Annotated in this window: 22 protein-coding genes; 6 read left to right on the forward strand and 16 right to left on the reverse strand. The window is 68.0% G+C overall.

Features of this window, described 5'->3' with window-relative positions; all coding sequences use genetic code 11:
- Positions 1 to 284 precede the first annotated feature (284 nt).
- From IGW04_RS08210 to IGW04_RS08255, 11 genes are all read right to left on the reverse strand, one after another.
- Positions 285 to 1,970 carry a methyl-accepting chemotaxis protein gene (locus tag IGW04_RS08210; RefSeq protein WP_194712576.1) on the reverse strand — a complete coding sequence of 562 codons (1,686 nt, stop codon included), beginning with the start codon at positions 1,968 to 1,970 and terminating at the stop codon, positions 285 to 287.
- A 297-nt stretch (positions 1,971 to 2,267) separates the two neighbouring features.
- Entirely contained in the window at positions 2,268 to 2,984 is a 717-nt protein-coding gene (locus tag IGW04_RS08215) for an SET domain-containing protein (RefSeq protein WP_194712577.1), read from the reverse strand.
- Positions 2,985 to 3,143: 159 nt separating this feature from the next.
- The gene (locus IGW04_RS08220) at positions 3,144 to 4,913 is read right to left on the reverse strand and encodes a putative bifunctional diguanylate cyclase/phosphodiesterase (RefSeq protein ID WP_194712578.1); all 1,770 of its coding nucleotides are present in this window, start codon (positions 4,911 to 4,913) and stop codon (positions 3,144 to 3,146) included.
- A 124-nt stretch (positions 4,914 to 5,037) separates the two neighbouring features.
- The gene (locus IGW04_RS26030; protein WP_267253684.1) at positions 5,038 to 5,163 is read right to left on the reverse strand and encodes a hypothetical protein; all 126 of its coding nucleotides are present in this window, start codon (positions 5,161 to 5,163) and stop codon (positions 5,038 to 5,040) included.
- Between the two features lie 336 nt (positions 5,164 to 5,499).
- Positions 5,500 to 6,480 carry a tripartite tricarboxylate transporter substrate binding protein gene (locus IGW04_RS08225; protein ID WP_194712579.1) on the reverse strand — a complete coding sequence of 327 codons (981 nt, stop codon included), beginning with the start codon at positions 6,478 to 6,480 and terminating at the stop codon, positions 5,500 to 5,502.
- 93 nt (positions 6,481 to 6,573) lie between these two features.
- Positions 6,574 to 7,785, reverse strand: coding sequence for a tricarballylate utilization 4Fe-4S protein TcuB (gene tcuB / locus IGW04_RS08230; protein ID WP_194712580.1), 1,212 nt, complete (start codon positions 7,783 to 7,785; stop codon positions 6,574 to 6,576).
- Positions 7,772 to 9,184: an FAD-dependent tricarballylate dehydrogenase TcuA gene (tcuA, locus tag IGW04_RS08235; RefSeq protein ID WP_194712581.1), complete on the reverse strand. Its 1,413-nt coding sequence runs from the start codon at positions 9,182 to 9,184 to the stop codon at positions 7,772 to 7,774. The genes tcuB and tcuA overlap by 14 nt, the downstream gene beginning before the upstream one ends.
- A gap of 78 nt (positions 9,185 to 9,262) precedes the next feature.
- A complete protein-coding gene (locus IGW04_RS08240) occupies positions 9,263 to 10,189 on the reverse strand; it encodes a LysR family transcriptional regulator (RefSeq protein WP_194712582.1) in 927 nt (308 codons plus the stop codon).
- Positions 10,189 to 11,139 carry a DMT family transporter gene (locus tag IGW04_RS08245; RefSeq protein WP_194712583.1) on the reverse strand — a complete coding sequence of 317 codons (951 nt, stop codon included), beginning with the start codon at positions 11,137 to 11,139 and terminating at the stop codon, positions 10,189 to 10,191. The genes IGW04_RS08240 and IGW04_RS08245 overlap by 1 nt, the downstream gene beginning before the upstream one ends.
- 117 nt (positions 11,140 to 11,256) lie before the next feature.
- Positions 11,257 to 12,039, reverse strand: coding sequence for an enoyl-CoA hydratase (locus IGW04_RS08250; protein ID WP_194712584.1), 783 nt, complete (start codon positions 12,037 to 12,039; stop codon positions 11,257 to 11,259).
- 114 nt (positions 12,040 to 12,153) lie between these two features.
- Positions 12,154 to 13,080, reverse strand: coding sequence for a LysR family transcriptional regulator (locus tag IGW04_RS08255; protein WP_228526940.1), 927 nt, complete (start codon positions 13,078 to 13,080; stop codon positions 12,154 to 12,156).
- A gap of 207 nt (positions 13,081 to 13,287) precedes the next feature.
- On the opposite strand from IGW04_RS08255, the gene IGW04_RS08260 reads away from it, so the two are divergent.
- The 3 genes from IGW04_RS08260 to IGW04_RS08270 are packed head-to-tail and all read left to right on the forward strand — an operon-like array spanning position 13,288 to position 16,769.
- A complete protein-coding gene (locus IGW04_RS08260; RefSeq protein WP_194712585.1) occupies positions 13,288 to 14,304 on the forward strand; it encodes a D-2-hydroxyacid dehydrogenase in 1,017 nt (338 codons plus the stop codon).
- Between the two features lie 39 nt (positions 14,305 to 14,343).
- Positions 14,344 to 15,132 carry a class II aldolase/adducin family protein gene (locus IGW04_RS08265; RefSeq protein WP_194712586.1) on the forward strand — a complete coding sequence of 263 codons (789 nt, stop codon included), beginning with the start codon at positions 14,344 to 14,346 and terminating at the stop codon, positions 15,130 to 15,132.
- An 8-nt stretch (positions 15,133 to 15,140) separates the two neighbouring features.
- Complete coding sequence (locus tag IGW04_RS08270; RefSeq protein WP_194712587.1) at positions 15,141 to 16,769, forward strand: MFS transporter; 1,629 nt, start codon at positions 15,141 to 15,143, stop codon at positions 16,767 to 16,769.
- A gap of 13 nt (positions 16,770 to 16,782) precedes the next feature.
- Here the strand turns inward: IGW04_RS08270 and IGW04_RS08275 are convergent, their stop codons facing one another.
- The 4 genes from IGW04_RS08275 to IGW04_RS08290 are packed head-to-tail and all read right to left on the reverse strand — an operon-like array spanning position 16,783 to position 19,839.
- Positions 16,783 to 17,466, reverse strand: a complete 684-nt coding sequence (locus IGW04_RS08275) for a glycosyltransferase (protein WP_194712588.1) — start codon at positions 17,464 to 17,466, stop codon at positions 16,783 to 16,785.
- Positions 17,463 to 18,065 (reverse strand): class I SAM-dependent methyltransferase, encoded by a 603-nt coding sequence (locus IGW04_RS08280; protein WP_194712589.1) that lies wholly within the window; start codon positions 18,063 to 18,065, stop codon positions 17,463 to 17,465. Before IGW04_RS08280 ends, IGW04_RS08275 begins: the two co-directional genes overlap by 4 nt.
- Positions 18,062 to 18,823: a PIG-L deacetylase family protein gene (locus tag IGW04_RS08285; protein WP_194712590.1), complete on the reverse strand. Its 762-nt coding sequence runs from the start codon at positions 18,821 to 18,823 to the stop codon at positions 18,062 to 18,064. The genes IGW04_RS08280 and IGW04_RS08285 overlap by 4 nt, the downstream gene beginning before the upstream one ends.
- On the reverse strand, positions 18,820 to 19,839 hold the full coding sequence (locus tag IGW04_RS08290) for an acyl-CoA dehydrogenase (RefSeq protein ID WP_323744833.1): 1,020 nt from the start codon (positions 19,837 to 19,839) through the stop codon (positions 18,820 to 18,822). The genes IGW04_RS08285 and IGW04_RS08290 overlap by 4 nt, the downstream gene beginning before the upstream one ends.
- Before the next feature lie 370 nt (positions 19,840 to 20,209).
- On the opposite strand from IGW04_RS08290, the gene IGW04_RS08295 reads away from it, so the two are divergent.
- A complete protein-coding gene (locus tag IGW04_RS08295) occupies positions 20,210 to 20,911 on the forward strand; it encodes a GlcG/HbpS family heme-binding protein (protein WP_194712591.1) in 702 nt (233 codons plus the stop codon).
- Positions 20,912 to 20,994: 83 nt separating this feature from the next.
- Here the strand turns inward: IGW04_RS08295 and IGW04_RS08300 are convergent, their stop codons facing one another.
- Positions 20,995 to 21,423 (reverse strand): hypothetical protein, encoded by a 429-nt coding sequence (locus IGW04_RS08300; protein WP_194712592.1) that lies wholly within the window; start codon positions 21,421 to 21,423, stop codon positions 20,995 to 20,997.
- A gap of 329 nt (positions 21,424 to 21,752) precedes the next feature.
- Between IGW04_RS08300 and IGW04_RS08305 the strand changes: the two genes are divergently transcribed.
- Positions 21,753 to 22,460 (forward strand): class I SAM-dependent methyltransferase, encoded by a 708-nt coding sequence (locus tag IGW04_RS08305; RefSeq protein ID WP_194712593.1) that lies wholly within the window; start codon positions 21,753 to 21,755, stop codon positions 22,458 to 22,460.
- 16 nt (positions 22,461 to 22,476) lie between these two features.
- Positions 22,477 to 23,241: a DUF72 domain-containing protein gene (locus IGW04_RS08310; protein WP_194712594.1), complete on the forward strand. Its 765-nt coding sequence runs from the start codon at positions 22,477 to 22,479 to the stop codon at positions 23,239 to 23,241.
- Positions 23,242 to 23,487: the final 246 nt, after the last annotated feature.

Raw genomic sequence — 23,487 nt, forward strand, 5'->3', positions numbered from 1 at the left:
TTGCCGGGTCGACGCCGCTGTTGGGAAATCATCCCGGCGCGCACATGACGCCAGTGTCGTCAAAACAGGCAGCACGATGTCAGGGTGTTGACCGCGCGTCGTCTCCGGCCGCGCGTCGCCGGCGCATGCTAGGGCGAGCAGGAATACCGTTCAAATGACGGCGCCCGGGATGATATCCCGGGCGGGTAGCGCATCCATCGATGAACCTGCCAGCCGCACCTCGCGGCCGCCCTCGGCAGATGGCAGATGGCAGATGGCAGATGGCAGATGGCAGGTGCGGAAGGTTAAAACTCTTCCCAGTCAGCCTGTTGCGACACCGCCTGCGTGGTTGTTTTTCCTTGCACGGTCACCTGTCGCGCCTTTGGTGCCTGCGCAACTGTTCTGACCGTGCGTGCGGCCGGCGCCGCCGCTGCCTGCGCACCGCCCTGTACGCGGAAGATGCCGACCGCTTTCGCCAGCGTCGCAGCCTGGTCCTTCATCGATTCGGCTGCGGCGGCTGCCTGCTCGACCAGTGCGGCGTTCTGCTGCGTGACCTGGTCCATCTGGGAGACGGCTTCATTGACCTGCTCGATGCCGACGCGCTGCTCGCCGCTGGCGGCAGCAATCTCGCTGATGATGTCCGAGACGCGCTTTACGCTCGATACCACCTCGTGCATTGTCGAGCCGGCCCTTTGCGCCTGGTCCATGCCGACTTCGACCTTGGAAGCCGAGTCTTCGATCAGGCCCTTGATCTCGCGCGCCGCCGCAGCCGAGCGCTGGGCCAGGGTGCGCACCTCGGTGGCCACCACCGCAAAGCCGCGCCCCTGCTCGCCGGCACGGGCCGCTTCCACCGCCGCGTTCAGCGCGAGGATGTTGGTCTGGAAGGCGATGCCATCGATGGTGCCGATGATCTCCGCAATCTTTTTCGACGACGCTTCGATCGCGCTCATGGTGCCGACGACTTCGCTGACGACCGTGCCGCCCTGCTGGGCCACCTCGGAGGCGGCACGCGCCAGTTGATTGGCCTGGCCGGCGTTCTGCGCATTCTGCTGCACGGTGGAGGTCAGTTCTTCCATCGAGGAAGCCGTCTCCTCCAGGCTGGACGCCTGCTGCTCGGTACGGGCCGACAAGTCCTGGTTGCCGCTGGCGATTTCCGCGGAAGCGGTGCCGATCATGTCAGTGCTGTTGCGTACGTCCGTGACGATGTGTACGAGGCTGGCATTCATGTCGCGCAGCGCCGCCATGAGGTCACCGGTCTCGTCCCGCGAGCGTACCGTCAGATTGGCCGTCAGGTCGCCCTGCGCTACCAGCTTGGCCGCCGTCACGGCTTCCTGCAGCGGAACCGTAATGCGCCGGCTGATCCAGACTGCCAGCATCAGACCGATCAATGCCGCCGCCGCGCCGCCGCCGATCAGCGTGGCACTGGTCATGGACTTCAGCGCCGCGGCATCCTTTTCGCGCTGCGCGAGCAGCGAGGCTTCCGCGTCATAGATCTGGCGCAGTTCCTCGCGCATGGCGTCCATGCCCTTCTTGCCGCGACCCTGCCGCACCAGCGCCACCACGTCCTTCATGTCGTCGTCGGACGCCTTGCGTCGCGCCTCTATGACCGGCTCGACGGCCTCCTGCATCCACTGCCGACGATATTCGGCAAGCCTGGCAAAGCGCTCCTGCTGCGCCGAATTGTCAGCGGTCAGCGATTTCGCCTTGTCGAAATGCGCCTGGAACTGCTCCACGCCAGCTCTGTAGGGCTCCAGCGACGCCTCCTTGCCGGTCAGCGCAAAGCCGCGCTCCCCGGTCTCGATGTTGATCAGGCTTTCCAGGATGGCCTTCACCTCAACCATCACCTCATAGGTGTGGACGTTCCATGTGTTGGCTTGTCCCAATCTGGCGAAATTGCCGTAGGCGACCGTTACCAGAATGATCATGGCAGCGACGAGCGCGCCGAAGCCGGCATACAGCTTGGTGCCGATTTTCCAATCCTTGAATTGCATGTTGTTGTCTCTTGGGTCAGTGGTCCGGCCAGTCGCCGTCGAAGTAAGGCGCCCGCTCGGACCCTCGAGCTTCTATCGGCTTTCATCGCCGAAAACAAATGACGCAAGAACAACTTCGGGTGAATATTTTTGCAGACACCGGCACGCTTGCGAGGCGCCTCCACGCCATGGGCGCGCAAGGCCATGACATTTCTCTCGATCGGTGCTGAAGGTGGGACGTGCTTGCCGCTGCAAGGGGCGTTGTGATCGAACCAGCAGCTGGCAGCCGGATCGGCCCACCTTGGGAAAGCGACGCTGTCAGTCCTTGCCCGCCCCCTGGATGCCTGCCTTCATCGCTTCCTTCTCGGCCTGCTCCTTCAGGAAGGATTTGAAGAACTGCAGAAGGTTCACGTTCTTCAAGTCCTGCGGACGCTCGCTGTGGCAGCGCGGGCAGCGGCACACGAAGCCCATGCGACTGACCAGCGTCACGTTACGCACGAGGAAATTACGGCCAAGGAAACCGCTGGCGTCGTCAATGTAGGTTCTGGTGATTTCCTGGCCGGGCTGTATGTCCTTGAGTGCGCGCAGGCCCTGCTCGCCGCTCGCGCCGTCGATCACCGTCAGTTCGGCGGACGGATCGCAGGAGTGGTTGACGCGGCCAAGCGTCTGGTACAGGCCATGGCCCAGGTGCTCGCCTTCGCCGGGACCATAGCCGACCTGACAAGCGCTGATACCGGCATGAAGCTTGCCGACCATCGCCGGCGGCAAGCCATAGCGCCGCGCCATCAGCCGCTCGATTTCCCGGTCCTGGCGAGTGTTCTCATGTACGTTCGTGCTGCGCAGTTGCCATGCATAGTAGGCGTCGCGCAGTCGGGTATCGGCAATGAGCCGGTGGGTCAAGTCCCAGGCCGGGCTGCCCAGCTCCACATCGCTGCCGGCCACTGCCACGAGGGGCTTTTCGCGCAGGATTTCCTCGCCGGCGGCAATCGGCGCAGTCGCCAGCAATTGCATCCCGCCTGCGTTATCCCACTTCACTACGCTCCACTTAACCATCCACATCCCCTGCCCGGCCGGCAAAAAGCCGTGATTCTACGCTGATTGGGGTCGATGCACCGAAGCGCCGGCACTGAGCAATGCTGCCTTGAATGCATGCCACCGGCGTGACGATGCCTCAAGCGAGCGCCAGCGCAGCTTCTAGGAGCCTGCGCGGCAGAAGACCCCTAGATCTTCAAGCGCCCATGCCACCAGTTCCCGCGCTTCCATGGGCTTGCCGTACAGGTAGCCCTGTCCCTTGTCGCAACCGAGCTGCATGACGACGGCGGCCTGGGCCGTGGTCTCGATGCCTTCCGCCACCGTGTCCATGCCCAGGCTGTGGGCCACCATCACGGTAGCCTCGATCAGAACCCGGTGATGCATGCTGGTGTCGGCGTGGCAGACGAAGGAGCGGTCTATCTTCACCGTATTGACGGGCATCTGGTGCAGACAGGCGAGCGATGAATAGCCGGTGCCGAAGTCGTCCAGCGCCAGCTGTATGCCCAGGGATTGCAGGCGCATCAGGCAGTCGCGCACTTCCGCGTCTTGCGCCGCCAGGCTTTCCGTCACCTCCAGCTGCAGCAGGCCGGCCGGCATGCCGGTGGCCTGCAGAACCGCAGCCACGCTTTCGACGAGATCCGGCTGCGCCAGCTGTGCCCGCGACAGGTTCACTGCCAGCCTGCGTGGCGCGCGTGTCCCGAGTTCGGCTTGCCAGCGCATGAATTCCTGGCATGCGGTGGCCAGAACGAAATGCCCGAGAGCGCCGATCAGCCCCGATTCTTCGGCAATGCCAATGAATTCCACCGGCGGCACCAGACCGCGCACCGGGTGCAGCCACCTGACCAGGGCTTCGACGCCGGCCGCCTGCTCGATGACGCCGTCCGGCCGAAAGCCCACCACGGGCTGGTAGACCACAAACAGCTCGTCCTCCGCCAGCGCCCGCCTCAGCGCCACTTCGATGTCGCCGCGGTGCTCCGCGCGGCCGCGCATCGCGTGGTCAAACAGCGCGTACATCGCGCCGCCTGAACGCTTGGCCTCGCGCATGGCAATGCTGGCATCCTGCAGGATGCGTTCCGCGCCGCTGGCATCCCCGTCCAGAACCACGATGCCCATGCTGAAATGGCAGACGATCTGCTTTCCGCCCACGCTGCAGGGCACGGCAAGCGCCTTGAGCAGCCGCTGCGCGACCCGTTCGGCCAGGTCCGGCGCACGGACGCCATCCACCACCACCACGAATTCATCACTCCCGATCCGTGCAACCAGGTCGCCGGTTCCGGCGGCTTCGGCGTCGGTCAGCGCATGCTGGCGCAAGGCGGTTCGCAGCCGTTCACCCATCAACCTCAGGATGTCGTCGCCGGCGGTCGTGCCGAGCATGTCGTTGATCTGCCGGAATCGGTCGCAGTTCAGGAACAGCAATGCGCCGCGTCGCGCGGCCGCCGGGCTGCTGTCCATCATGGACTGCAGGTGTTCAATCAGTTCGACCCGGTTAGGTATGCCGGTCAGCGAGTCGATCCGCGCGGCATGGCTGAGCTCGCGGGCAAGCTGGTCCTGTTCGCGCCGCATTTCGAGCGTGACGTCGGTCAGCGAGATCATCAGCCGCGCGTTGTCGAGCTTCAGAACGCTCAGCGCGAGCACGGTAGGCGACCGTTCATGGGGCAGGCCGATGCCCAGTTCGACCTTGACTGCCTCGCAAACGATGCCCGAGGCCGGCGCAAAGTCGCGAATCATCTGCTGCAGTTGCGGAACATACGGCGCCATGACCGTGAAAAGATTGTCAAGGTTGCCTTGCCTTGCCAGCGGCATCAGCAGGCGCGACGCCATCGGATTGAGCATTTCCACGTCGCCATTGCTGGCGGTCTGCATCAGGCCGATCGGGGTCCGATACAGGAATTGCAATAATGTTTCGTAATCGTCGGTAGCCTGCTCTGCCATAACTCGTATCTGTTCGTGCGCCCGATGAACTTGGAGGATGAATTATCAGGGATTTTAAGTATATCCATATGGAAATTTTTTGCTTTGTGGATTTTTTCACACTTTTTTGCTGGGCTTTGTTCGTTCAGGCCGGGGCGCGGTAAAGGCCGCGGGCGGCAATCTTTGCGCCGCGGCGACGCTCGATGGTGTCATCCAGCGCCATGAGCAAGGAGCACGACGGCGCGAAGGTCTCGACCATGGCGGCGAGCAAGCGCCCGCTTGCCTTCGGGGACGGCCAGACCTTGCGGTCGAGCACCGGTGGAACCGCTGGAGCTGGCGATCTTCAGACAGGCCCGTGACGCGCAGGATAGCCGTCACCGTGCGCGCACCCACGGCAACGATGGCGCCCTTGATCAGGGTCTGAACCGATTGCGGTACCCGCCTGGAAAACAGGACTGGAATACTGAACTGGCACCGGCAGGCTCGTTGGGCCATAGACGCTGCACCGCATCCGCCTCAGGCATCGCTGACACGGCGCGCTCAACTGGATTCAACTGCAACGGCCCCTCAAAAGGCAACTGCAGCTGATCGTGCCCCTGCATGCCCCTCAATCCACCTTGATGTTCCCGGTCCTTACCACCTCCCGCCACATCGCCAGCTCCGTCCCCAGCATGGTCCCGAACTCCGCCGGCGTGGCGCTGTAAGCCTCCGCGCCTTCGCTAACCAGGCGTCCCTTCAACGGCTCCTTGGCCGACGCCTCGTTGATCAGCGCATTGAGCCTGGTGACAATCGGCGCAGGCAGGCCGTCCGGTGCGACGATGCCCCACCAGGTGGTGATGTTGAAATTCGGGATGCCGGCTTCCGCCACCGTCGGCACGTTGGGAAACAGGGGCGAGCGCTGCGCGCCGGTGACGGCGATCATGTCGACCGCGCCTGACTTCACGTATTGCAGCATGGTCGGGAAGGTGGCGAAGAAGGCGTGGGTGCGGCCGGCGAGGAAGTCGACCGTGGCCGGGCCGCTGCCCTTGTAGGGCACATGCGTGAGCCTGGCGCCGGTCTTCTGCACGAACAGTTCGCCCGCCAGATGGGTGACGCTGCCGGCGCCGGAGGAGCAGAAGTCCAGCCCTTCGGGCTTGCCCTTGCTGGCCGCCACCAGGTCTTTCACGCTCTTGAAACCCATGCCCTTGCTGGTGACGACCATCAGCGGGCCGCGGCCTATCATCGCGATCGGCGTGAAGTCCTTCTTCACGTCATACGATGCCTTCTTCTCGGTGGCCGCATGGGTGACGAAGGTGGAGGTCACGAACAGCAGGGTGTAGCCGTCGGGGTCGGCGCGGGCCACCGACTTCGCGGCGATCGCGCCGCCGCCGCCGCCGCGGTTGTCCACCACCACCGGCTGGCCAAGGCGGTCGGACAGGAACTTGCCCAGCTCGCGGGCGATGCTGTCGGTGCCGCCGCCAGCGGCGAACGGCACCACCAGGGTGATCGGGCGCTTGGGGTAGTCCTGGGCTGCTGCCATCAGCGGCATGGCGGCCAGCGAGAGTGCGATGGCCCTGAGCGCGAAACGGCGGCCGGTACGGAAAGTCATGGAGGTCTCCTTGTTGATTCTGATGAATGCGCCCGGCGGCATGGCGGCTGGCGCGCCGCGGGCGATGGGGTCGGGCGCTTTGGAAAGAAGTGCTCAGTCCGATCCCAGCTGCAGCTTGTTGGCCTGCCGCTTTTCGATGGCCGACTTCAGAAGCGCCGCGCTGCGATAGATGCCATGCGCGAATTTCCCGTATGGCAGGGTGGCGAACAGCGCCATCACCACGCCCAGGTGCACCGCCAGCAGGAGCCCCATCGCACCGCTGTCGCGCCAGGCCAGCAGGGCCAGGCCGGTGGCGCTGGTCAGCAGCAGCAGCGCGATGAAGCCGCGGTCCATCGGCCGCTGCTTGACGTCGCCCTGGGCCGGATCGCGCCTGAGGTTCAGCCACAGCAGGCCGGCCGGCCCGACCAGGAGGCCGATGCCGCCGGCGGTGCCGAGCAGCACCGGCAGGCTGGTCAGCGCATACGGCGCAGGCAGGCCCAGCAGATAGTGGTACAGCGTGGCCACCGAGGTGGCGGCGAAGCACAGCATGAAGCCATAGAAGGTGAAATGGTGAAAGCGCCGCCGCGCCAGCGTGAAGCGGTCGTCTTCCTCGTTGCAGCCGTCGCCATGGCCGCCGTCCAGGTATTTCAGCGTCAGCGCGTTCTTCGCCGCTTCCGCCACCGCCGGAGCGGAGACCTGGCCCGGCGACACGTCGCGCCAGAAGCGCGTAACGCCAATGCCCAGCGCCAGCACGGCGAAGCCGAACACGGCGCCGAACATCGCTGCCATCAGGTTATGCGGGAAGATCGCATAGAAATTGCCGGCCAGCGGCGCATGCAGCAGCGTGCCGTTGCGCGCCAGCGCCAGCACCAGGAACAGCGCCAGGCCGGCCGCCAGCGCCAGCGCCACCGTCAGGCCGTTGCGCTTGTAGAGCGCGCCCAATGCCGGCGGCCATGCATACTCGGCATAGGTCTGGCCGCGCACCGTGGCCATCGCATGCGGCACGTTGACCGCGAACTCATGCGGCGGCGCGTACTGGCAGGCGTGATAGCAGGCGCCGCAGTTGTGGCACAGGTTGGCCAGGTAGTTGACGTCGGCCTTGCCGAATTCCAGCCGGCGCGTCATGGCCGGGAACACCGCGCAGAAGCCTTCGCAATAGCGGCAGGCATTGCAGATCTGCATCTGGCGCGCCACTTCGGCCTCCGGCCCGGTCAGGGCCAGCACCCGGAATTCGGGCTGCGGGCCGCCGGCATTGCGCAGCACGCGGTCTTCGGAGGGGGATACCTGGTCGCGCGCGTCGCGCACCAGCGCTTCAAGCTGCTGCATGGTGTTTTCCTTGTTTCGCTTCGAGCGCCGCGGCGGCGGCGCGGGTGCCGGCAATGCGGCCAAAGGCGGTGCCGATCGACATGCCGACGCCGGCGGTATAGCCCTTGCCCAGCACATTGCCGGCCATCATTTCACCGGCGACGAACAGGTTGTCGCTGGGCCGGCCGCCGAAATGCACCGCGGCATGCTCGTCGACCTTCAGGCCGAGATAGGTGAAGGTGATGCCCGGCCGCAGCGGATAGCCATAGAACGGCGCGGTATCGATCGGCCGCGCCCAGTGGGTCTTGGCCGGCGCCAGGCCTTCGGTATGGCAGTCGTCGAGCGCGGTGTGGTCGAAGGTGCCGACGCGGCAGGCGGCGTTGTAGTCCGACAGGGTGCGCATGAACTGCTCGCGCGGCAGGCCGAGCTTGTCGGCCAGTTCAGGCAGGCTGCCCGCCACCGTGCCCGGAAACACCGGCGGCATGAAGCGCCCCACGGCCTTGGCGTCGATGATGGAGTAGCCGATCTGCCCGGGCTGGCCGGCCACCAGCCGGCCCCAGATCGCATAGCGCTTGGGCCAGAAGTCCTCGCCCTCGTCGTAGAAGCGCTCGGCATCGCGGTTCACCACCACGCCCAGCGAGACGCAGTCGATGCGGGTGCAGATGCCGCCGTCGTACAGCGGCGCGCGGGCGTCGATCGCCACGCAGTGCGATTGCGACGGATCGCCGATCACGTCGGCGCCGGCATCGATCATGTATTTCAGCAGCACGCCCTGGTTGAAGCGGGTGCCGCGGATCAGGAAATTGTCGGCCGGCCATTCGCCGGCGTCGTTCTGGCCCCAGGCTTCGCGCAGCCATTCGCGGTTGGACTCGAAGCCGCCGGCCGCCAGCACGCAGGCGCGGGCCTCGAAGCGGCGCTCGCCGCTGCGGGCGGCGGCGAAGCGGCCTTCATCGAGCTCGATCGCATCGACCGGCGTCTCGTAGAGCACCTTGACGCCCATCGCCTCGGCGCTGCGGTAATAGGCGTTCACCAGGGCCTTGCCGCCGCCCATGAAGAAGGCGTTGGTGCGCGCCACGTGCAGCGCGCCCGACAGCGGCGGCTGGAAGCGCACGCCATGCTTCTGCATCCACGGCCGGCAGTTCGACGAGGCGCGTATGGCCAGCCGCGCCAGCTTTTCATCGGTCAGGCCGCCGGTCACCTTCAGCAGGTCCTGCCAGTACTCTTCCTCGGGATAGGCGTCCACCAGCACGTCCTGCGGCGCATCGTGCATGCAGCGCAGGTTGCGGGTGTGCTGGGAATTGCCGCCGCGCCATGCGCGCGGCGCCGATTCCAGCATCAGCACCGAGGCGCCCGCCTCGCGCGCCATCAGGGCGGCACACAGGGCGGCGTTTCCGCCGCCAATTACCAGTACGTCGTACATCGTCAGTCTCCCGGCTCAATGGCGGGGACTGTAGCGGCCCATGCGGTTTGCCGCCAGACCACCGGCGGCAACGGGCCTTCAGGATTCGTGAAGGGTGGCGCCCGGCCAGCGTCCCTGCAGCACCAGGTCGCGCATCACGCTCTGCAGCACCACCCGCGCCGCCAGCCCGGCCGGCGACAGTTCATCGTCCGACAGGCTGGTCAGCAGGTTGGGACGGCGCACCGCGCTGTCGGCGATCTCCAGCGTGACCAGCGGCTCCCCGCCCAGCCGCGCCAGCGCCGCGCCCGGCTGTATGGTGGCGCCATAGCCGGCCCGCACCGCGTCCATCAGCACCGCCAGGCCATCGATCTCGGCCACCACGTTCAACGCATAGCGGCCGCGGCTGGAGGCGGCATTGAGCAAGGCCCGCAGGCCGTGCTGGTTGCTGGGCAGGATCAGCGGCAGGTCGGCCAGCTCGCCGACCTCGACCCGTTCACGATCCGGCAAGCCGGCCAGGCCGGGGCGCGCGATCAGGAACAGGCGCTCGTCGAGCACCGGCAGCACGCTCCAGCGCTGGCCGCGGTCGGCCTGGAACAGCACGGCCAGGTCGAGCTGGCGGGCGCGCAGCATGGAAGTCAGGTTGCCCGACAGGCTTTCCACCAGGTGCAGCCGCACTTCCGGATAGCGCTCGCGCATCGCCGCCATGAACGGCAGGCCCAGCACCGCGCTGGTGCTGGGCGGCAGGCCGACGCTGACATGGCCCGACAGCCGCGCCAGCTGGGCCGCGCGCACCGCGTCGTCGGCATGGCGCAGCGCGAGCTGGGCCTGGCGCCAGAAGGCCAGGCCGGCGTCGGTCGGCACCACGCCGGTGGACGTGCGCTGCAGCAAGCGCGTCGAGAGTTCGCCCTCCAGCCGGCTGATCTGCTGGCTCAGCGCCGAGGTCACCACGCCGAGGTCGAGCGCGGCGCGGCCCATGCTGCCCAGTTCGACCACGCGCACGAAATAGCGCAGCTGGCGCAGTTCCATCAGGTCCTCCGCAAGGCGCCGAGCCAGGTGCCGCACACCACGCAGCCGAAGCCGAACAGCAGCCACCATGAAAACGGCTCGCCGAGAAAGGCCACCGCGAAGGCGATGGCGAACAGCGGCACCCAGTTCAGGAACAGCGCGGTGCGGCTGATGCCGAGGATGCCGATCGACCGGTTCCAGATCAGGTTGCCGATGGCCGATGCCAACACCCCGGAAAACAGGATCAGCGACCAGGACTGCCAGCCGGAGGACAGGATGCGCTGGTCGAAGCCGGCCAGCGCCGCATGCAGCATCAGCAGCGCGGTGCCGACCAGGTAGATGCTCAGGCTGATGGACAGCACGTCGAGCTGGCGCGCCAGCCGCTGCACCAGCACGCCGCCCAGCGCAAAGCTCAGCACCGAGGCGCCGACCAGCAGGTCGCCGATGCCGGCCGCGCCAACGCCGGCGCCCGGACGATGCAGGATCACGCCGGCCACGCCGGCCAGGCCGAGCGCGATGCCGGCCAGGCGCGGCAGCGCCAGGCGCTCGCGGAAGGCGATGGCGGCCAGCAGCGAGGACACCAGCGGCCCGAGCGCCACGATCAGCGCGCTGTTGGTGGCGCTGGTGCGCGCCATGCCGCTGGTGAAGAACACCTGGTTGCCGTACACCATCAGCATGCTGCAGGCCAGCAGCAGCGGCCAGTGGCGCCGCGCCATGCGCGGCAGGCGGCCGCCGGCGCGCAGCGCCAGCACCGCGAACACGCAGCAGGTGAAGAACATGCGCACCGCCGCCAGCGTGGTGAAGTCGAAGCGCCCGGCCAGCACCCGCACCGCCGGAATGTTCAGGCCCCACAGGGCCATGGCCGCGGTCAGCACCAGCTGGGCGCGCAGGTTGTGGGAGGGCGACACCGGGGATGCGGTGCCCGCCGGCGCCGGGGCCGGCGCCGCGCCGGAAGGGGTCCGGGTCTTCATTGGACAGGAGTGGGTCTGGTGGTCATGGTCTTGAGGCGCTGTCCAGTGCAAGCGTGAAAGTAAGGCGGACGGTTTGGGAGACGCCGGCGGCGGTGCAGGCCACCGGCGGCCGCGGCGTCAGCGGCCGGTGAAGCGCGGCGCTCGCTTCTCGCCGAAGGCGCGCACGCCTTCCCGGTAGTCCTCGCTCAGGTTGGCCGCATCGATCGCGGCCTGCACCTCGGGCCGCTGCACTTCGCCAAGCCGGTCCAGGTAGGCATTCATCGTCAGCTTCACCGACTTCGCGGTCAGCGGCGCATTCTCGGCGATGGCGCCGGTGAATTCGGCCACCGCCGCATCCAGCCCATCGGTGCTGGCGACACGGCCAACGAAGCCCATGCGCTGCGCCTCCTGGGCGTCGAAGATGCGCGCGGTGAAGAAGATGTCGTAGGTGTTCTGCACGCCGATCAGGGCGGCGAAGCGATGCACGCCTGCCTGGTTGTAGCCCAGCGACAGCCGCGCCGCCGGCATGCGGAAGCGGGCGTCGTCGGCGCAGATGCGGATGTCGCAGCCGGCGGCCAGACCCAGGCCGCCGCCCATGCAGATGCCGCGTATCTTCGCGATGGTGGGCTTGCCGGCCTTCAGCGGCGCGCTGAAGGCGTCGTCCAGCGCCGCATTGTAGACGGCCAGCGCTTCGGGGTCGGTGCGCTCGTCGCCGAACTGGGAAATGTCGGCGCCGGACACGAAGGCGCGGTCGCCGTCGCCGGTCAAAACGATCACCCGCACCTCGGGGTCGGCATCCAGCTCGGCCACCCGGATCGGCAGCATGCGCCACATCTCGGCCGTCATCGCGTTGAATTTCGCGGGGTTGGATATCACCACGGTGCCGACGGCGCCGTCGCGGCGCACGATGATCTGTCCCATCAAGCTGTCTCCTGGTTTGTTGTAATGGATTGCTGCCGCGCAGGTTCCTAGGCGCGGGCCTTGGCGGATCTTAAGTCAGCGCTGCGCCTGTAACCAAGTTTAAGCGGCACGGCTTCAGGCCGGCGTGGCGTTAACGCTGCCGGTGCCACTGCCGACGCCGCACAGATGCCCGAGCAGGTTGGCCGCATGGCTGTCGCCTGCCTCGGGCTCGCGCATGCAGGCATAGAACTGGCGCCGCGCCCAGGCATCGGCGATCTGCACCAGCGCCAGGCCGAGCCCGCCGGTATAGCGACTGGCAATGTCTTCCGGCAGCATTGCAATGCCCACGCCGTGCCGGACCATATGGCAGCGCGCCTCGAAGTTCGAGACCGACAGCACCACGGTGGGCGGGCGCGACAGGGAATTGCCGGCCAGTTCCAGGAAGCGGTCCAGGCTGTGGCGCGGGAAGGCGCCCACCAGCGGGAAGTCCAGCGCCTCCTCGAACAGCACCTGGCGGCGCGACGCCAGCGGATGGCCGGCCGGCACCACCAGCCCTACCCGGTCCTGCCGGTAAGGCCAGGACAGCACGCCGGCCGCCGGATGCTGCGCATGATAGATGCCGACATCGGCATGGCCTTCATGCACCGCGGCCGGGATGTCGGCGCTGTGGCCCTCGGTCAGTTCGATGGAGGTGTTGGCATGGCTGGCCAGGAAGCGGGCGATCTCGGCCGGCAGGCTCTGGACGATGCTGGTCTGGTTGGCCAACAGCCGTATCTTGTGCACGCCGCTGCTGTCGAATTCGGCCAGCGCCTGGTCGGCCGCGCGCAGGCTCTTCAGGATGCGCTTGGCGTGCAGGTAGAGCAGCTCCCCGGCGGCGGTCGGCACGATGCCGCGGCCATGGCGCTTCAGCAAGGCCTTGCCGACATGGCGCTCCAGCTCGTCCATGCGCTTGCTGATGGCCGACACCACCAGGTGCATGTCGATGCCGGCCTGGGTCAGGCTCTTTCTCTCCACTACGGCAACGAAGATTTCCAGCAGATGGGTGTCCAGCTTCTTGGTCATGCGATTGATGTGATTGTGCCGTTCGGGAAGTTGCCGGTGCTTGGCGGGCCGTGATGCATGGGAGATCCCGCGGCGCCGCGGCAGACGCGATTATCGCCGATCGAGGCGCAAGCGAGAACGCTGCTTTTCCGTTTCGTCAACTCTGGCCAACCCGCGGTCTGTACAATCGGCCACGCTCATCCGCAACACCAACCCGATAAAAGCAACATGAATCTGTATGGCCAGGACCGGCAGGCGCCGGTCATCCTGCTGTCGGACCAGGCGGCACGCTACCTGGGCCCGCGCATCGCGCAACTCTTCAATCGCATGCCCTACCGCCTGGTCACCCCGGAACAGGCGGCGCAGGACGGCGCCGGCAAGGACATCGACATCGCCTTCATCAGCCGCGACGTGACCGGCAAGTCGACCAAGCATGAACTGACCGAATCGCTGCAGCAGTTCTACCGGGTGCTGCGGGCCGCGCCGCGCCTGGCCTGGGTGCATGCCCATTCGGCCGGCGCGGACCGGCCGATCTATCCTGAACTGCGCGGGCGCGGCGTGACCGTCACCACGTCGTCCGGCGCCAATGCGGAAGCGGTGGCGCAGATGGCGCTGGCCGGCATGCTGGCGCTGAACCGGCGCCTGCCCGAACTGCTGGACGCCCAGCGCCGCCGCGCCTGGGAGCCGCTGCTGGGCGACCGGGCGCCGCGCGACCTGCGCGGCCAGACCGCCGTGATCGTGGGCCTGGGCCCGATCGGCCTGGAAACGGCGCGGCTGTTCAAGGCGCTGCGGCTGCGGGTCATCGGCGTGCGCCGCAGCGATGCCGCGGCGCCGCCCTGCGACCAGGTGCTGCCGCTGGCGCGACTGGACGAGGCGCTGCCGCAGGCCGACTGGCTGGTGCTGACCTGCCCGCTGACCGACGACACCCGCAACCTGATCGACGCGCGCCGGCTGGCGCTGCTGCCGCCAGGCGCGCACCTGGTCAACGTGGCGCGCGGCGAGGTCGTGGTCGAGCCCGACCTGGTCGCCGCCCTGCGCGAGCGCCGCCTGGCCGGCGCCTTCCTGGACGTGTATGCGCACGAGCCGCTGCCGGCCGCGTCGCCGCTGTGGGAGCTGGGCAATGTGCTGCTGTCGCCGCATACCGCCGGCCATACCAGCGGCCACTATGCGGCGGTGGCCGAGATCTTCCTGGACAACCTGGCGCGCTGGCGCGACGGCCGTGCCATGAACAACCTGGCGCCCTGAAGGCGAACCACAAATCAACACAACACTGGAGGAGACGACATGGTGCAAGACGGCGTGCTGCAGATTCCATCGATGAAGGGGCAGTGCTCGCCCGAGGAATGGGAAGCGCGGGTCAACCTGGCAGCCTGCTATCGCCTGGTCGAGATGTATGGCATGTCCGACATGATGGCCAACCATATCTCGGCCCGCGTGCCGGGCGAGGAAGGCACTTACCTGATCAATCCCTACGGCATGATGTACGAGGAGATCACCGCCTCCTGCCTGCTGAAGGTCGACCATGATGGCAAGATCCTGTCCGGGCCGGACTTCGGCGAACTGAAGTACGGCGTCAACAAGGCCGGCGCGGTGATCCATACCGCCGTGCATGCGGCCCGGCCCGATGTCGGCTGCGTGATCCACACCCACAGCTGGGCCTCGATGGCGGTGTCGTCGCTGGAATGCGGCCTGCTGCCGCTGACCCAGACTGCGATGCGCTTCCTGAAGATCGGCTATCACGACTACCAGGGCGTGGTGCTGAATGAATCCGAACAGGAGTCGCTGATCGCCGACCTCGGCACCGGCGAGGCGCTGATCCTGCGCAACCACGGCGTGCTGACGGTGGGCCGCTCGGTCGGCGAGGCCTTCAACTGGATGCACCGGCTGGAACTGGCCTGCCGCTCGCAGCTGGCGGCGATGGCGGCCAACAGCCCCTATGCCAGGGTGCCGCAGCAGGTGCTGGAGGAAACCTGGAACAACTACCAGCCCGGCACCCGCCGCCCTTACGGCCTGATGGAATGGCCGGCGCTGCTGAGGAAACTCGACCGCACCGACCCCGGCTACAAGTCCTGACCATGGCCATGCCGGAGACTCCCGAGGCCGAAGCGCCCGCAGCGTCCAGCCCCGCGGCGCGGCCGCAGTCGGCGCTGGCGCCGCTGGGCCAGCCTGTGTTTCGCATGCTGTGGTGCGTCTGGCTGGCGGCCAACATCTGCATGTGGATGAACGACGTGGCCTCGGCCTGGATGATGACCTCGCTGTCGTCCTCGCCGATCTGGGTGGCGCTGGTGCAGACCGCGTCCACCCTGCCGGTGTTCCTGCTGGGCCTGCCCAGCGGCGCGCTGGCCGACATCCTCGACCGCCGGCGCTATTTCATCCTGACCCAGTTCTGGGTGGCGGCGGTGGCGCTGGTGCTGTGCGTCACCGTCCTCTCGGGCGCGATGACCGCGCCGCTGCTGCTGGCCCTGACCTTTGCCAACGGCATCGGCCTGGCGATGCGCTGGCCGGTGTTCGCGGCCAGCGTGCCGGAGCTGGTGCCGCGTCCCCAGCTTCCGGCCGCGCTGGCCCTGAACGGCGTGGCGATGAATGCCTCGCGCATCGTCGGCCCGCTGGTGGCCGGGGCAGTGATCGCCAGCGTGGGCAGCGCCTATGTGTTCGTGCTCAACGCGGCATTGTCGGTGGCGTCGGCGTTCGTGATCATGCGCTGGCGGCGCGAGCACAAGCCCAGCCCGCTGGGCCGCGAGCGGCTGTTTTCCGCAATGCGGGTCGGCGTGCAGTTCGTGCTGCAGTCCGGCCGGCTGAAGTCGGTGCTGCTGCGCATTTCGCTGTTCTTCCTGCATTCCACCGCGCTGCTGGCGCTGCTGCCGCTGGTGGCGCGCGGCCTCGGCGGCGGCAATGCCGCGGCCTACACCGTGCTGCTGGCCTCCATGGGCAGCGGCGCCATCGTGGCGGCGATGTTCCTGCCGCGGCTGCGCCAGGTCATGGCGCGCGACACGCTGGTGATGCGCGGTGCGGCGCTGCAGTCGCTGGCCACCGCGGCGGTGGCGCTGGCGCCCAACATCTACCTTGCGGCCACCGCGATGTTCGTCGCCGGCATGGCCTGGATCACCACCGCCAACTCGCTCAGCGTATCGGCCCAGCTGGCGCTGCCGGACTGGGTCAGGGCGCGCGGCATGTCGATCTACCAGATGTCCATCATGGGCGGCAGCGCGCTCGGCGCGGCGCTGTGGGGCCAGGTGGCAACCGTCACCTCGGTGCAGACCAGCCTGCTGATCGCCTCGGTGACCGGCGTGACCGCGATGCTGGGCGCCCACCTGCTGGTGACCGACCTCGGCATCGAGGAAGACCTGACGCCGTCCCGTGAATTCAAGGTGCCGGTGGCAAGCGACCCGCCGCGCGCCGGCCATGTGCAGGTGACGATCGCCTACCTGATCGATCCGGCCCGCTCGGCCGAGTTCATGGCGCTGATGCAGGAAAGCCGGCGCAGCCGCCTGCGCCAGGGCGCGCTGTCCTGGGATCTGCTGCGCGACCTCGGCGAGCCGGGCCGCTATGTGGAGCAGATCGTCGACGAGTCCTGGACCGAGCACCTGCGCCGCTTCGACCGAGTGACGGCGGCGGACGTCGCGCTGCGCGAGAGGAAGCTGGCCTTCCATGTCGGCGACGCGCCGCCGCTGGTGACGCGCTGCCTGGTGGAAAGCAGCGTGCGGCGCTGACGCGCAGCCGGGTTCAGAGCGGCAGCGCCTGGCTCCAGGCCGACAGCGTGTCGCCGAAGCCGCCCCGCGCCTTGCTGGCGATGCGGGCGCTGGTCACCACCCGCGGCGCCGCGCTCCAGGCAATGCGGGCGCCGGCCGCCTCCAGCGCCCTGACCAGCGCCACATCCTCGCTGCAGCCCAGCGACGGGAAGCCGCCTGCGCGCAGATAGGCGCGCGCGCAGACGCCTAGGTTTGCGCCATGGATATGCGCATGGCCGTCGGCATCGGTATAGGCCGCATGGAAGCGCTGCAGCAGCTGCTGCAGCCGCGCCAGGTGCGGCGTCCAGTCGGACACGCCCACCGTGCCGCAGACAACGTCGGCCCCCTCTTCATGATGCAGCTGCAGCTGGCGCTGCAGCCAGTCTTCCGCCACTACCGTGTCGGCGTCGGTGCAGGCCAGCCAGCGCGCGCCGGCGGCGAGCAGGCAGGCTGCCGCGGCGGCGCGGGCGGCGCCGACATTGCGCGCCTCCAGGCGCAGAACCGTCACGGGATAGGCGGCGGCGATCTGGGCCGAGCGGTCGGTGCAGGCGTCCAGCGCCACCGCGATCATCACCGGCTCGCCGGCCAGGTCGCCATGCGTGGCCGCGCGCAGCACCGATTCCAGGCAGGACGCAAGGCCGTCCTCCTCGTCATGAACCGGGATCAGCACGCCGATCATGCGAAGCCTTCCCGCTGCGCCACCGACTGCGGCTGCCGGCCCCACAGGTCGAGCAGGAAATCGGCTTCCTCGTGATGCGCCAGCCGGGCCAGGCCGGGAGCCTGGTCGAACCAGGCATGGATGGCCTCGCTGTCCTGGGTGCGTTCCGCGAAGGGCCGGCGCCAGTGGCAGGCCAGCAGCACGCCGTCATCGGCCAGCGCATCGACGCTGCGCTGCTGCAGCAGCGCCAGGTCGGCATCGTCGAGATAGAACGCAAATTCGCTCAGGATCACGAGGTCGAAGCGGCCGGCCGGCCACTGCCGCGGCGTATGCAGGCGGTCGATCTCCACATGCGGCGCAGCTTGCAGGCGAAGCCGCGCCAGCCGCACCGCATCGGCTGAAAAATCGGTGGCCAGCAGCCGGGCGCAGCGCGGCGCCAGCGCCTCGGTCAGGTGGCCGGCGCCGCAGCCGGGCTCGAACACCCGCCCGAAGCGCGGGCGCGGCAAGGCGGCCAGCAGCAGCTCGCGCTTGCGCCGCTCATACCAGCGCTGGTCCATGGACCAGGGATCGGCGCTGTGGGCGTACAGCCCGTCGAAATAGGAAAGGCCGGTGGCGTTCATCGGAAATACACCTCCTCGCGCCGCATCAGGCGCGCCAGCGCGCCGGGCGCGACCACTGGTCCGCTCCCGGTCGACGGATCGGGCAGTAGCTGGCTGCGGTAAGCCTCTGCCGCCGCGCATTTCGCGGCATGGCTATCGTCGTCCAGCTCCAGGCGGCAGGCGCGCTCCCACGGCACCCGCGCGTCGCCGGCCGCGGCCCAGTGCCACATCCAGACCGGCATCTCCAGGAGCGCAGCGCCGTGGCGCGCCGCCGCCTGCGCGGCTGCCCTGCCGCTTGCCTCATGATCGGGATGGCCGTCCAGCCGCCAGGTGGACACCAGCACGTCGGTGTCCACCAGCAGCCTGTCGAGCGCTGCATCGAGCCGCGGCGCCTGCTCGCCGATGCGCCCGTCGTCCAGCCCGAGGCGCTCCACCGTGACGCTGCCCGCGCCCAGGCGGCGCAGCGCGCGCAGGCTTTCGCGCGGCCGCTCCCGCGCCAGGCGCGCGGCGGGCCATAGCGTCGAATGAGGATGGCTGGCCGCGCCGTCGGTCACGGCCAGAACGATGACCTCGCGCCGCAGCGCCACCAGCTGCCGGATCAGGCCGCCGCAGCCCAGAAGCTCGTCATCGGGATGCGGCGCCAGCACCAGCGCCCGCGATCCGGCCGGCACCAGCTCGCCGGCGCTGGCCTGCGGCAGCCGGCGCAGGCCAGCCCAGGACTGCCAGCGCAGCTCGTCGGTGCCCGGGCCCCGGATCTCGCGGCCGGTCGCGGCCGTCACAGGCTGTGCTCCCAATGCGACGCGTCGAGGGCCATCTGCCCGAGCGCTGCCTGGTCGCGGCGCGCATGGCCCTGGCGCAGGAACACCGGCAGGTCGGCCATCAGGCGGGCAAACCGCCGGTTGCGGCAGAACGGCGCCGCGCCCAGCGCCTGGCCGACCTGGGCCATCACTTCCACGGCGCAGGCATCGACCGCCAGCCGCAGGCGCAGCGCAAGCGCCGCCGCATCGTCGCCGGGCCGGGCATCGATCGCCTGCGCGCCGGCATGCAGCAGCGACCGCGCCGCGCTCAGGCAGGCATCGGCCGCGCCCATGTGGGCCAGCCGGTGCGCATCGGGCGTGCCCGGGGCGGCGTGCAGCATGCGCGCCAGTTCGGCGGCGGCGCCATACCAGCAGGCGGCAATGCCGGCGCCGCCGTGCCAGAAACCGGGCCGGCGCAGGTAAGCGCCGCTGTCGCCGACGCAATGGGCCTGCACGCCCGAGAACGTGAGAAAGGCGGTGCCGGTGCGCGCCATGCCGACCGCCTCCCAGCCGCTGTCGTCGATCCGGATGCCGTCCTGGCGCAGGTCCAGCGCCACCAGCCACGGCCGGCCGTCGGCATCCCAGGCGCTCAGCAGCGCATGGCTCAGGTCGGCCGCGCCGGAACACCAGGCCTTGGCGCCGTCCAGCCGCACCGGCGCGCCGGCGGCGGCATGGCCGCTGACGATGGCGCGGGCGGACGGCGCCTCGGCGCACCAGACGCCCCACAGGCTGCCGGCCGGCGCCCGGCTGCCCAGTTCGGCCAGGATGGCCAGCGCATCGGCATGGCCCTCGTACAGCTTGGCCAGCGACAGGTCCCACCCGGACACTGCGGCCAGCATGCGCCAGCGCAGCAGCGTGGCGCCGCTGCCAGGCAAGGGCAGCCGGTCCAGTCCGGCGTCGGCCAGGCAGCGCAGCATCGCCCCTGGCGTGCTGTCTTCATCCAGTTCGCCCAGGCACTGCGCCGCCATGGAAGGCGTCGGGGAGTTGAGTTGTTCCACGTTGATTGGCACCGGTGATTTGATTTCTGCCGTGGAACATAGCCTTTAATGCCGAGGTGCACGGTGCGTCGGCGAACACAAGCAGGTGATTTCCGCATCCATCTCCAACAATCATGACGAAGTCGGCGCGTCTGGAGCCCTTACGGGCGAATTTGTGCAACTTGATCTTTCACAAACGCTTTTTCGTTCGGTGATCGACAATTAATTTCATCCTAAAGTTGATCGCCGGTTTCTTTTTTGCATCTTCCACCTGCCGGCATCAACGCTTCCATTCGACCAGACAGGCCGTCGGCGCGGCGGCGTGCCGGGTTGCGTCCGCAGAGTCTCGACTCTGCACCCATCGTGTCAAAACCTGGATCAGGAGAACAACATGAAGTCAAGAACACCGAGCACTTTGCTTGCCATTGCACTGGCAGGCTTCAGCACCCTTGCCCTGGCCGATGACGGCAACGGACAGGGCAACAAGCCCTGTGGCATCCCGGATGCGACCGTGGCGCGGCTGCAGCATCAGCTCGCCAGCGTGGCCGCGCAGGACAACGGCGGCCTGTTCTCGCCCAGCCCCAGCCGCATGTGGTCGGCCGTGGTCGACAGGCAGGGCGTGCTGTGCTCCGTGATCCGGCTGGGAGACGCCTGGCCGGGCAGCCGCGCCATTGCGATCGCCAAGGCCAACACCGCGAACGCCTTCAGCAACGATGCACTGGCCCTCTCCACGGCCAACCTGTATGCACCCACCCAGCCCGGCGGCTCGCTGTATGGGCTCAACAATTCCAATCCCTTCAATCCTGACTACCTGGCGCAAGGCAGCGGCATAGGACGGGTACCGGGCGGCATCATTACCTTCGGCGGCGGCGTGCCGCTATATGTGGGTGGCAAGGTGATCGGCGGCCTGGGCCTGTCCGGCGACACTGCCTGCGCCGACCATGCGATTGCCTACCGCATGCGGGCCGCCGCAGGCTTCGAAAAAGTGCCCAACGGCGTTGGGCCGGGGAAGACTGACAACATCATCTATGCCTCGGGCACGCCAACCGGCTTCCAGCATCCGCACTGTGGAGACTCGGACATTACGCCCTGAGCGACCAGAGCGCGGCGACCTGCGCTGGCTGCGCCGAGGCGCAAAGCCGGGATTGCCCGGCTCAGCCTCGGCCTCCCGGCGCCTCAGAAGCAGGGACTTGGCCGCAGCGCGGTGACGGCCACCACTTCCCGGTCGAAGGCATCGGTCGCGATGTCGACGAACTGGGCAGTGCTTTCCTCCACCAGCGCGGCGATGCAGGTGCCGGCAGCTGATGTGACATTGACGATGCGCATCGCCAGCACGCCATAACGCACCCTGTCGCCGCCGGCGTTCAGGCAAAATCCCTGGTTCTCGCGCCCGGTCTGGAAGTTATAGAGGCAACCCGTATCGCTGAAGAAAGCGAATGCGTCATTGTTTACGTCGACCACGCGTTCGCCGCTGCTGCTGCCGCTCCAGAAGATGAACGTGCGCCTGGATGGCTCCGGCCCGTCGACCGATACAGAGGCGCTGCCGCCGCCGCAGCCGGCGAGCGCAGCCAGAACAAGCGTTGCGAATCCGATTTTCGATGCCATGCTGTCTCCCTTTTTGCGTTGTGATGCGCGCCTTATCTTAAGCCCGCAAGGCAGTCGCCGCGGTTCTATCTGAACGCGGCAAGACCTGCATCATGCAGCCGGCCCCGCCGTGTGGCAGGACCAGCTTGCTTGGTTACCCACCACCGCGCATTGCTCCGTCAAACCTGTGCAGCAACTGCAGTGGCGCCTGACCGCGTTGCATCCGTCGGCGACGCGGTCGCCGCCCAGTGTTCCATGGCCAGGCCGCGCAGGCATTGCGCAGGCTCGCCCGGCGGCAGGCGCGCTTGGGCTAAGCTTGCCTTTCAAGACTGGAACCGGGAGAGCTTGCAATGCGCAGATCGATCGCCTGCCTGGCGCTGTGCCTGCTGTGCGCGCTGCAGCCAGGCGCCGCCCGCGAGGCGGCCTACGGCAGCGTCCAGCCCAGCCGCGACGGCATCGGCAAGACCTATATGGGCCGCGAGATTGCCCAGGTGATGGGCTATCCCGGCGCCGACTGGCTGGAGCGCGGCAGCCGCGAACGCGAGGAGCGGCCCGAGCTGCTGCTGGCTGCGCTCGGTCTTGCACCGGGCATGGCCGTGGCCGATGTCGGCGCCGGCACCGGCTACCATGCCGGCCGCATCGCCGAGCGCATCGGCGGCGACGGCCGGGTGTATGCGGTGGATGTGCAGCCGCAGATGCTGGCCCTGCTGGAAGACAGCATGCGCCGGCGCGGCGTGCGCAATGTGCAGCCGGTGCTGGGCACGGCAACCGACACCGGCCTGCCGCCGGGCGCCATCGACCTGGCGCTGATGGTGGATGTCTATCACGAGCTGAGCCATCCACGGGAAATCCTGGAAAGCGTGGCGCGGGCGCTGAGGCCGGGCGGCAGGCTGGTCCTGGTGGAGTACCGCGCCGAGGACGAGCGGGTGCCGATCAAGCCGCTGCACAAGATGAGCGAGGCCGGCATGCGGCGCGAGGTGGAAGCCAGCGGGCTGGTCTGGCAGCAGACCGTCACCACCCTGCCCTGGCAGCATGTGGTGATCTTCCGCAGGCCCTGAGCGATCCCTGCCCGGCATGCGCATCTACATCGGCACCAGCGGCTATCAGTACAAGCACTGGAACAACGGCGTCTTCTATCCACGCGGCGTGAAGGACCGGCTGGCCTATGCGCTGGAGCGCATGACGGCCATCGAAATCAATTCCAGCTTCTACCGCATACCGCCGCCCGACACGGTGGCGGCCTGGGCCGCTGCGATGCCCGATGGCAGCAGCATGGTGCTCAAGGCGCCGCAGTCGGTCACGCACCGGCGGCGCCTCAAGCTGCACAGCGAGGGCGGGGTCCGGCAGGGTGCCGACCTGCTGGCTTATTTCATCAGCGGCGCGCTGCGCATTCCGACCGACAAGCGCGGCCCGGTGCTGCTGCAGCTGCCCGGCCAGATGCAGATCGACCTGGCCCGGCTGGAGCCGGTGCTGGCGCTGCTTGCCGAACACGGACTGCGGGCAGCGCTGGAAATCCGGCATGCCTCCTGGTTCGTCGCCGCCACCCTGTCCCTGCTCGAACGCTACGGCGCCGCGCTGGTGGCCTCCGACTGGCCCGAGTTCAGCACGCCGCTGGTGCCAACCTGCGACTTCCTGTACCTGCGCCGCCATGGGCCGGGAGCGCTGTATGCCAGCAGCTACGACGACAATGCGCTGCTGGCCGACCTGGACCAATTGCGCGCGCACCGCGTTGCGCCAACGGACAGGGCCTATGTGTTCTTCAATAACGACATCCATGGCCATGCGCCGCATGATGCGATGCGCATGATGGCGCTGCTGGCACGCAATCTGCCTATCTGAGGCGGGCAAGCCATCGCATCACGCCAGCTTTCCACGCGCTTCCGTTACGTTAATTAATCTTTCACCGCGCAACCTATTTTCAGTTCCTCTGCGCCGCACTGAACCATCTCTCGCTACAAGCCACCCACGGCCTTGCCCTCTAGCGCATTTCCAACCTGACTGGCATCAGCCGGCCAAGCAAGATTGCCTTTGGAAGATTCGCCCAGGGGTGAGTAGGGTGCAATACCCGAAGGGCATTGCACCGCG

This window comes from Noviherbaspirillum soli (genome assembly GCF_015352955.1).
Classification (GTDB): Bacteria; Pseudomonadota; Gammaproteobacteria; order Burkholderiales; family Burkholderiaceae_D; genus Noviherbaspirillum_A; species Noviherbaspirillum_A soli.

Bases quoted from the DNA above. Each gene is read 5' to 3' on its own strand.
- IGW04_RS08210 (WP_194712576.1), bottom strand. From the start codon at position 1,970: ATGCAATTCAAGGATTGGAAAATCGGCACCAAGCTGTATGCCGGCTTC.
- IGW04_RS08220 (WP_194712578.1), bottom strand. From the start codon at position 4,913: ATGGCAGAGCAGGCTACCGACGATTACGAAACATTATTGCAATTCCTG.
- IGW04_RS08225 (WP_194712579.1), bottom strand. From the start codon at position 6,480: ATGACTTTCCGTACCGGCCGCCGTTTCGCGCTCAGGGCCATCGCACTC.
- tcuB (WP_194712580.1), bottom strand. From the start codon at position 7,785: ATGCAGCAGCTTGAAGCGCTGGTGCGCGACGCGCGCGACCAGGTATCC.
- tcuA (WP_194712581.1), bottom strand. From the start codon at position 9,184: ATGTACGACGTACTGGTAATTGGCGGCGGAAACGCCGCCCTGTGTGCC.
- IGW04_RS08240 (WP_194712582.1), bottom strand. From the start codon at position 10,189: ATGGAACTGCGCCAGCTGCGCTATTTCGTGCGCGTGGTCGAACTGGGC.
- IGW04_RS08245 (WP_194712583.1), bottom strand. From the start codon at position 11,139: ATGAAGACCCGGACCCCTTCCGGCGCGGCGCCGGCCCCGGCGCCGGCG.
- IGW04_RS08250 (WP_194712584.1), bottom strand. From the start codon at position 12,039: ATGGGACAGATCATCGTGCGCCGCGACGGCGCCGTCGGCACCGTGGTG.
- IGW04_RS08255 (WP_228526940.1), bottom strand. From the start codon at position 13,080: ATGACCAAGAAGCTGGACACCCATCTGCTGGAAATCTTCGTTGCCGTA.
- IGW04_RS08260 (WP_194712585.1), top strand. From the start codon at position 13,288: ATGAATCTGTATGGCCAGGACCGGCAGGCGCCGGTCATCCTGCTGTCG.
- IGW04_RS08265 (WP_194712586.1), top strand. From the start codon at position 14,344: ATGGTGCAAGACGGCGTGCTGCAGATTCCATCGATGAAGGGGCAGTGC.
- IGW04_RS08270 (WP_194712587.1), top strand. From the start codon at position 15,141: ATGCCGGAGACTCCCGAGGCCGAAGCGCCCGCAGCGTCCAGCCCCGCG.
- IGW04_RS08275 (WP_194712588.1), bottom strand. From the start codon at position 17,466: ATGATCGGCGTGCTGATCCCGGTTCATGACGAGGAGGACGGCCTTGCG.
- IGW04_RS08280 (WP_194712589.1), bottom strand. From the start codon at position 18,065: ATGAACGCCACCGGCCTTTCCTATTTCGACGGGCTGTACGCCCACAGC.
- IGW04_RS08295 (WP_194712591.1), top strand. From the start codon at position 20,210: ATGAAGTCAAGAACACCGAGCACTTTGCTTGCCATTGCACTGGCAGGC.
- IGW04_RS08300 (WP_194712592.1), bottom strand. From the start codon at position 21,423: ATGGCATCGAAAATCGGATTCGCAACGCTTGTTCTGGCTGCGCTCGCC.
- IGW04_RS08305 (WP_194712593.1), top strand. From the start codon at position 21,753: ATGCGCAGATCGATCGCCTGCCTGGCGCTGTGCCTGCTGTGCGCGCTG.
- IGW04_RS08310 (WP_194712594.1), top strand. From the start codon at position 22,477: ATGCGCATCTACATCGGCACCAGCGGCTATCAGTACAAGCACTGGAAC.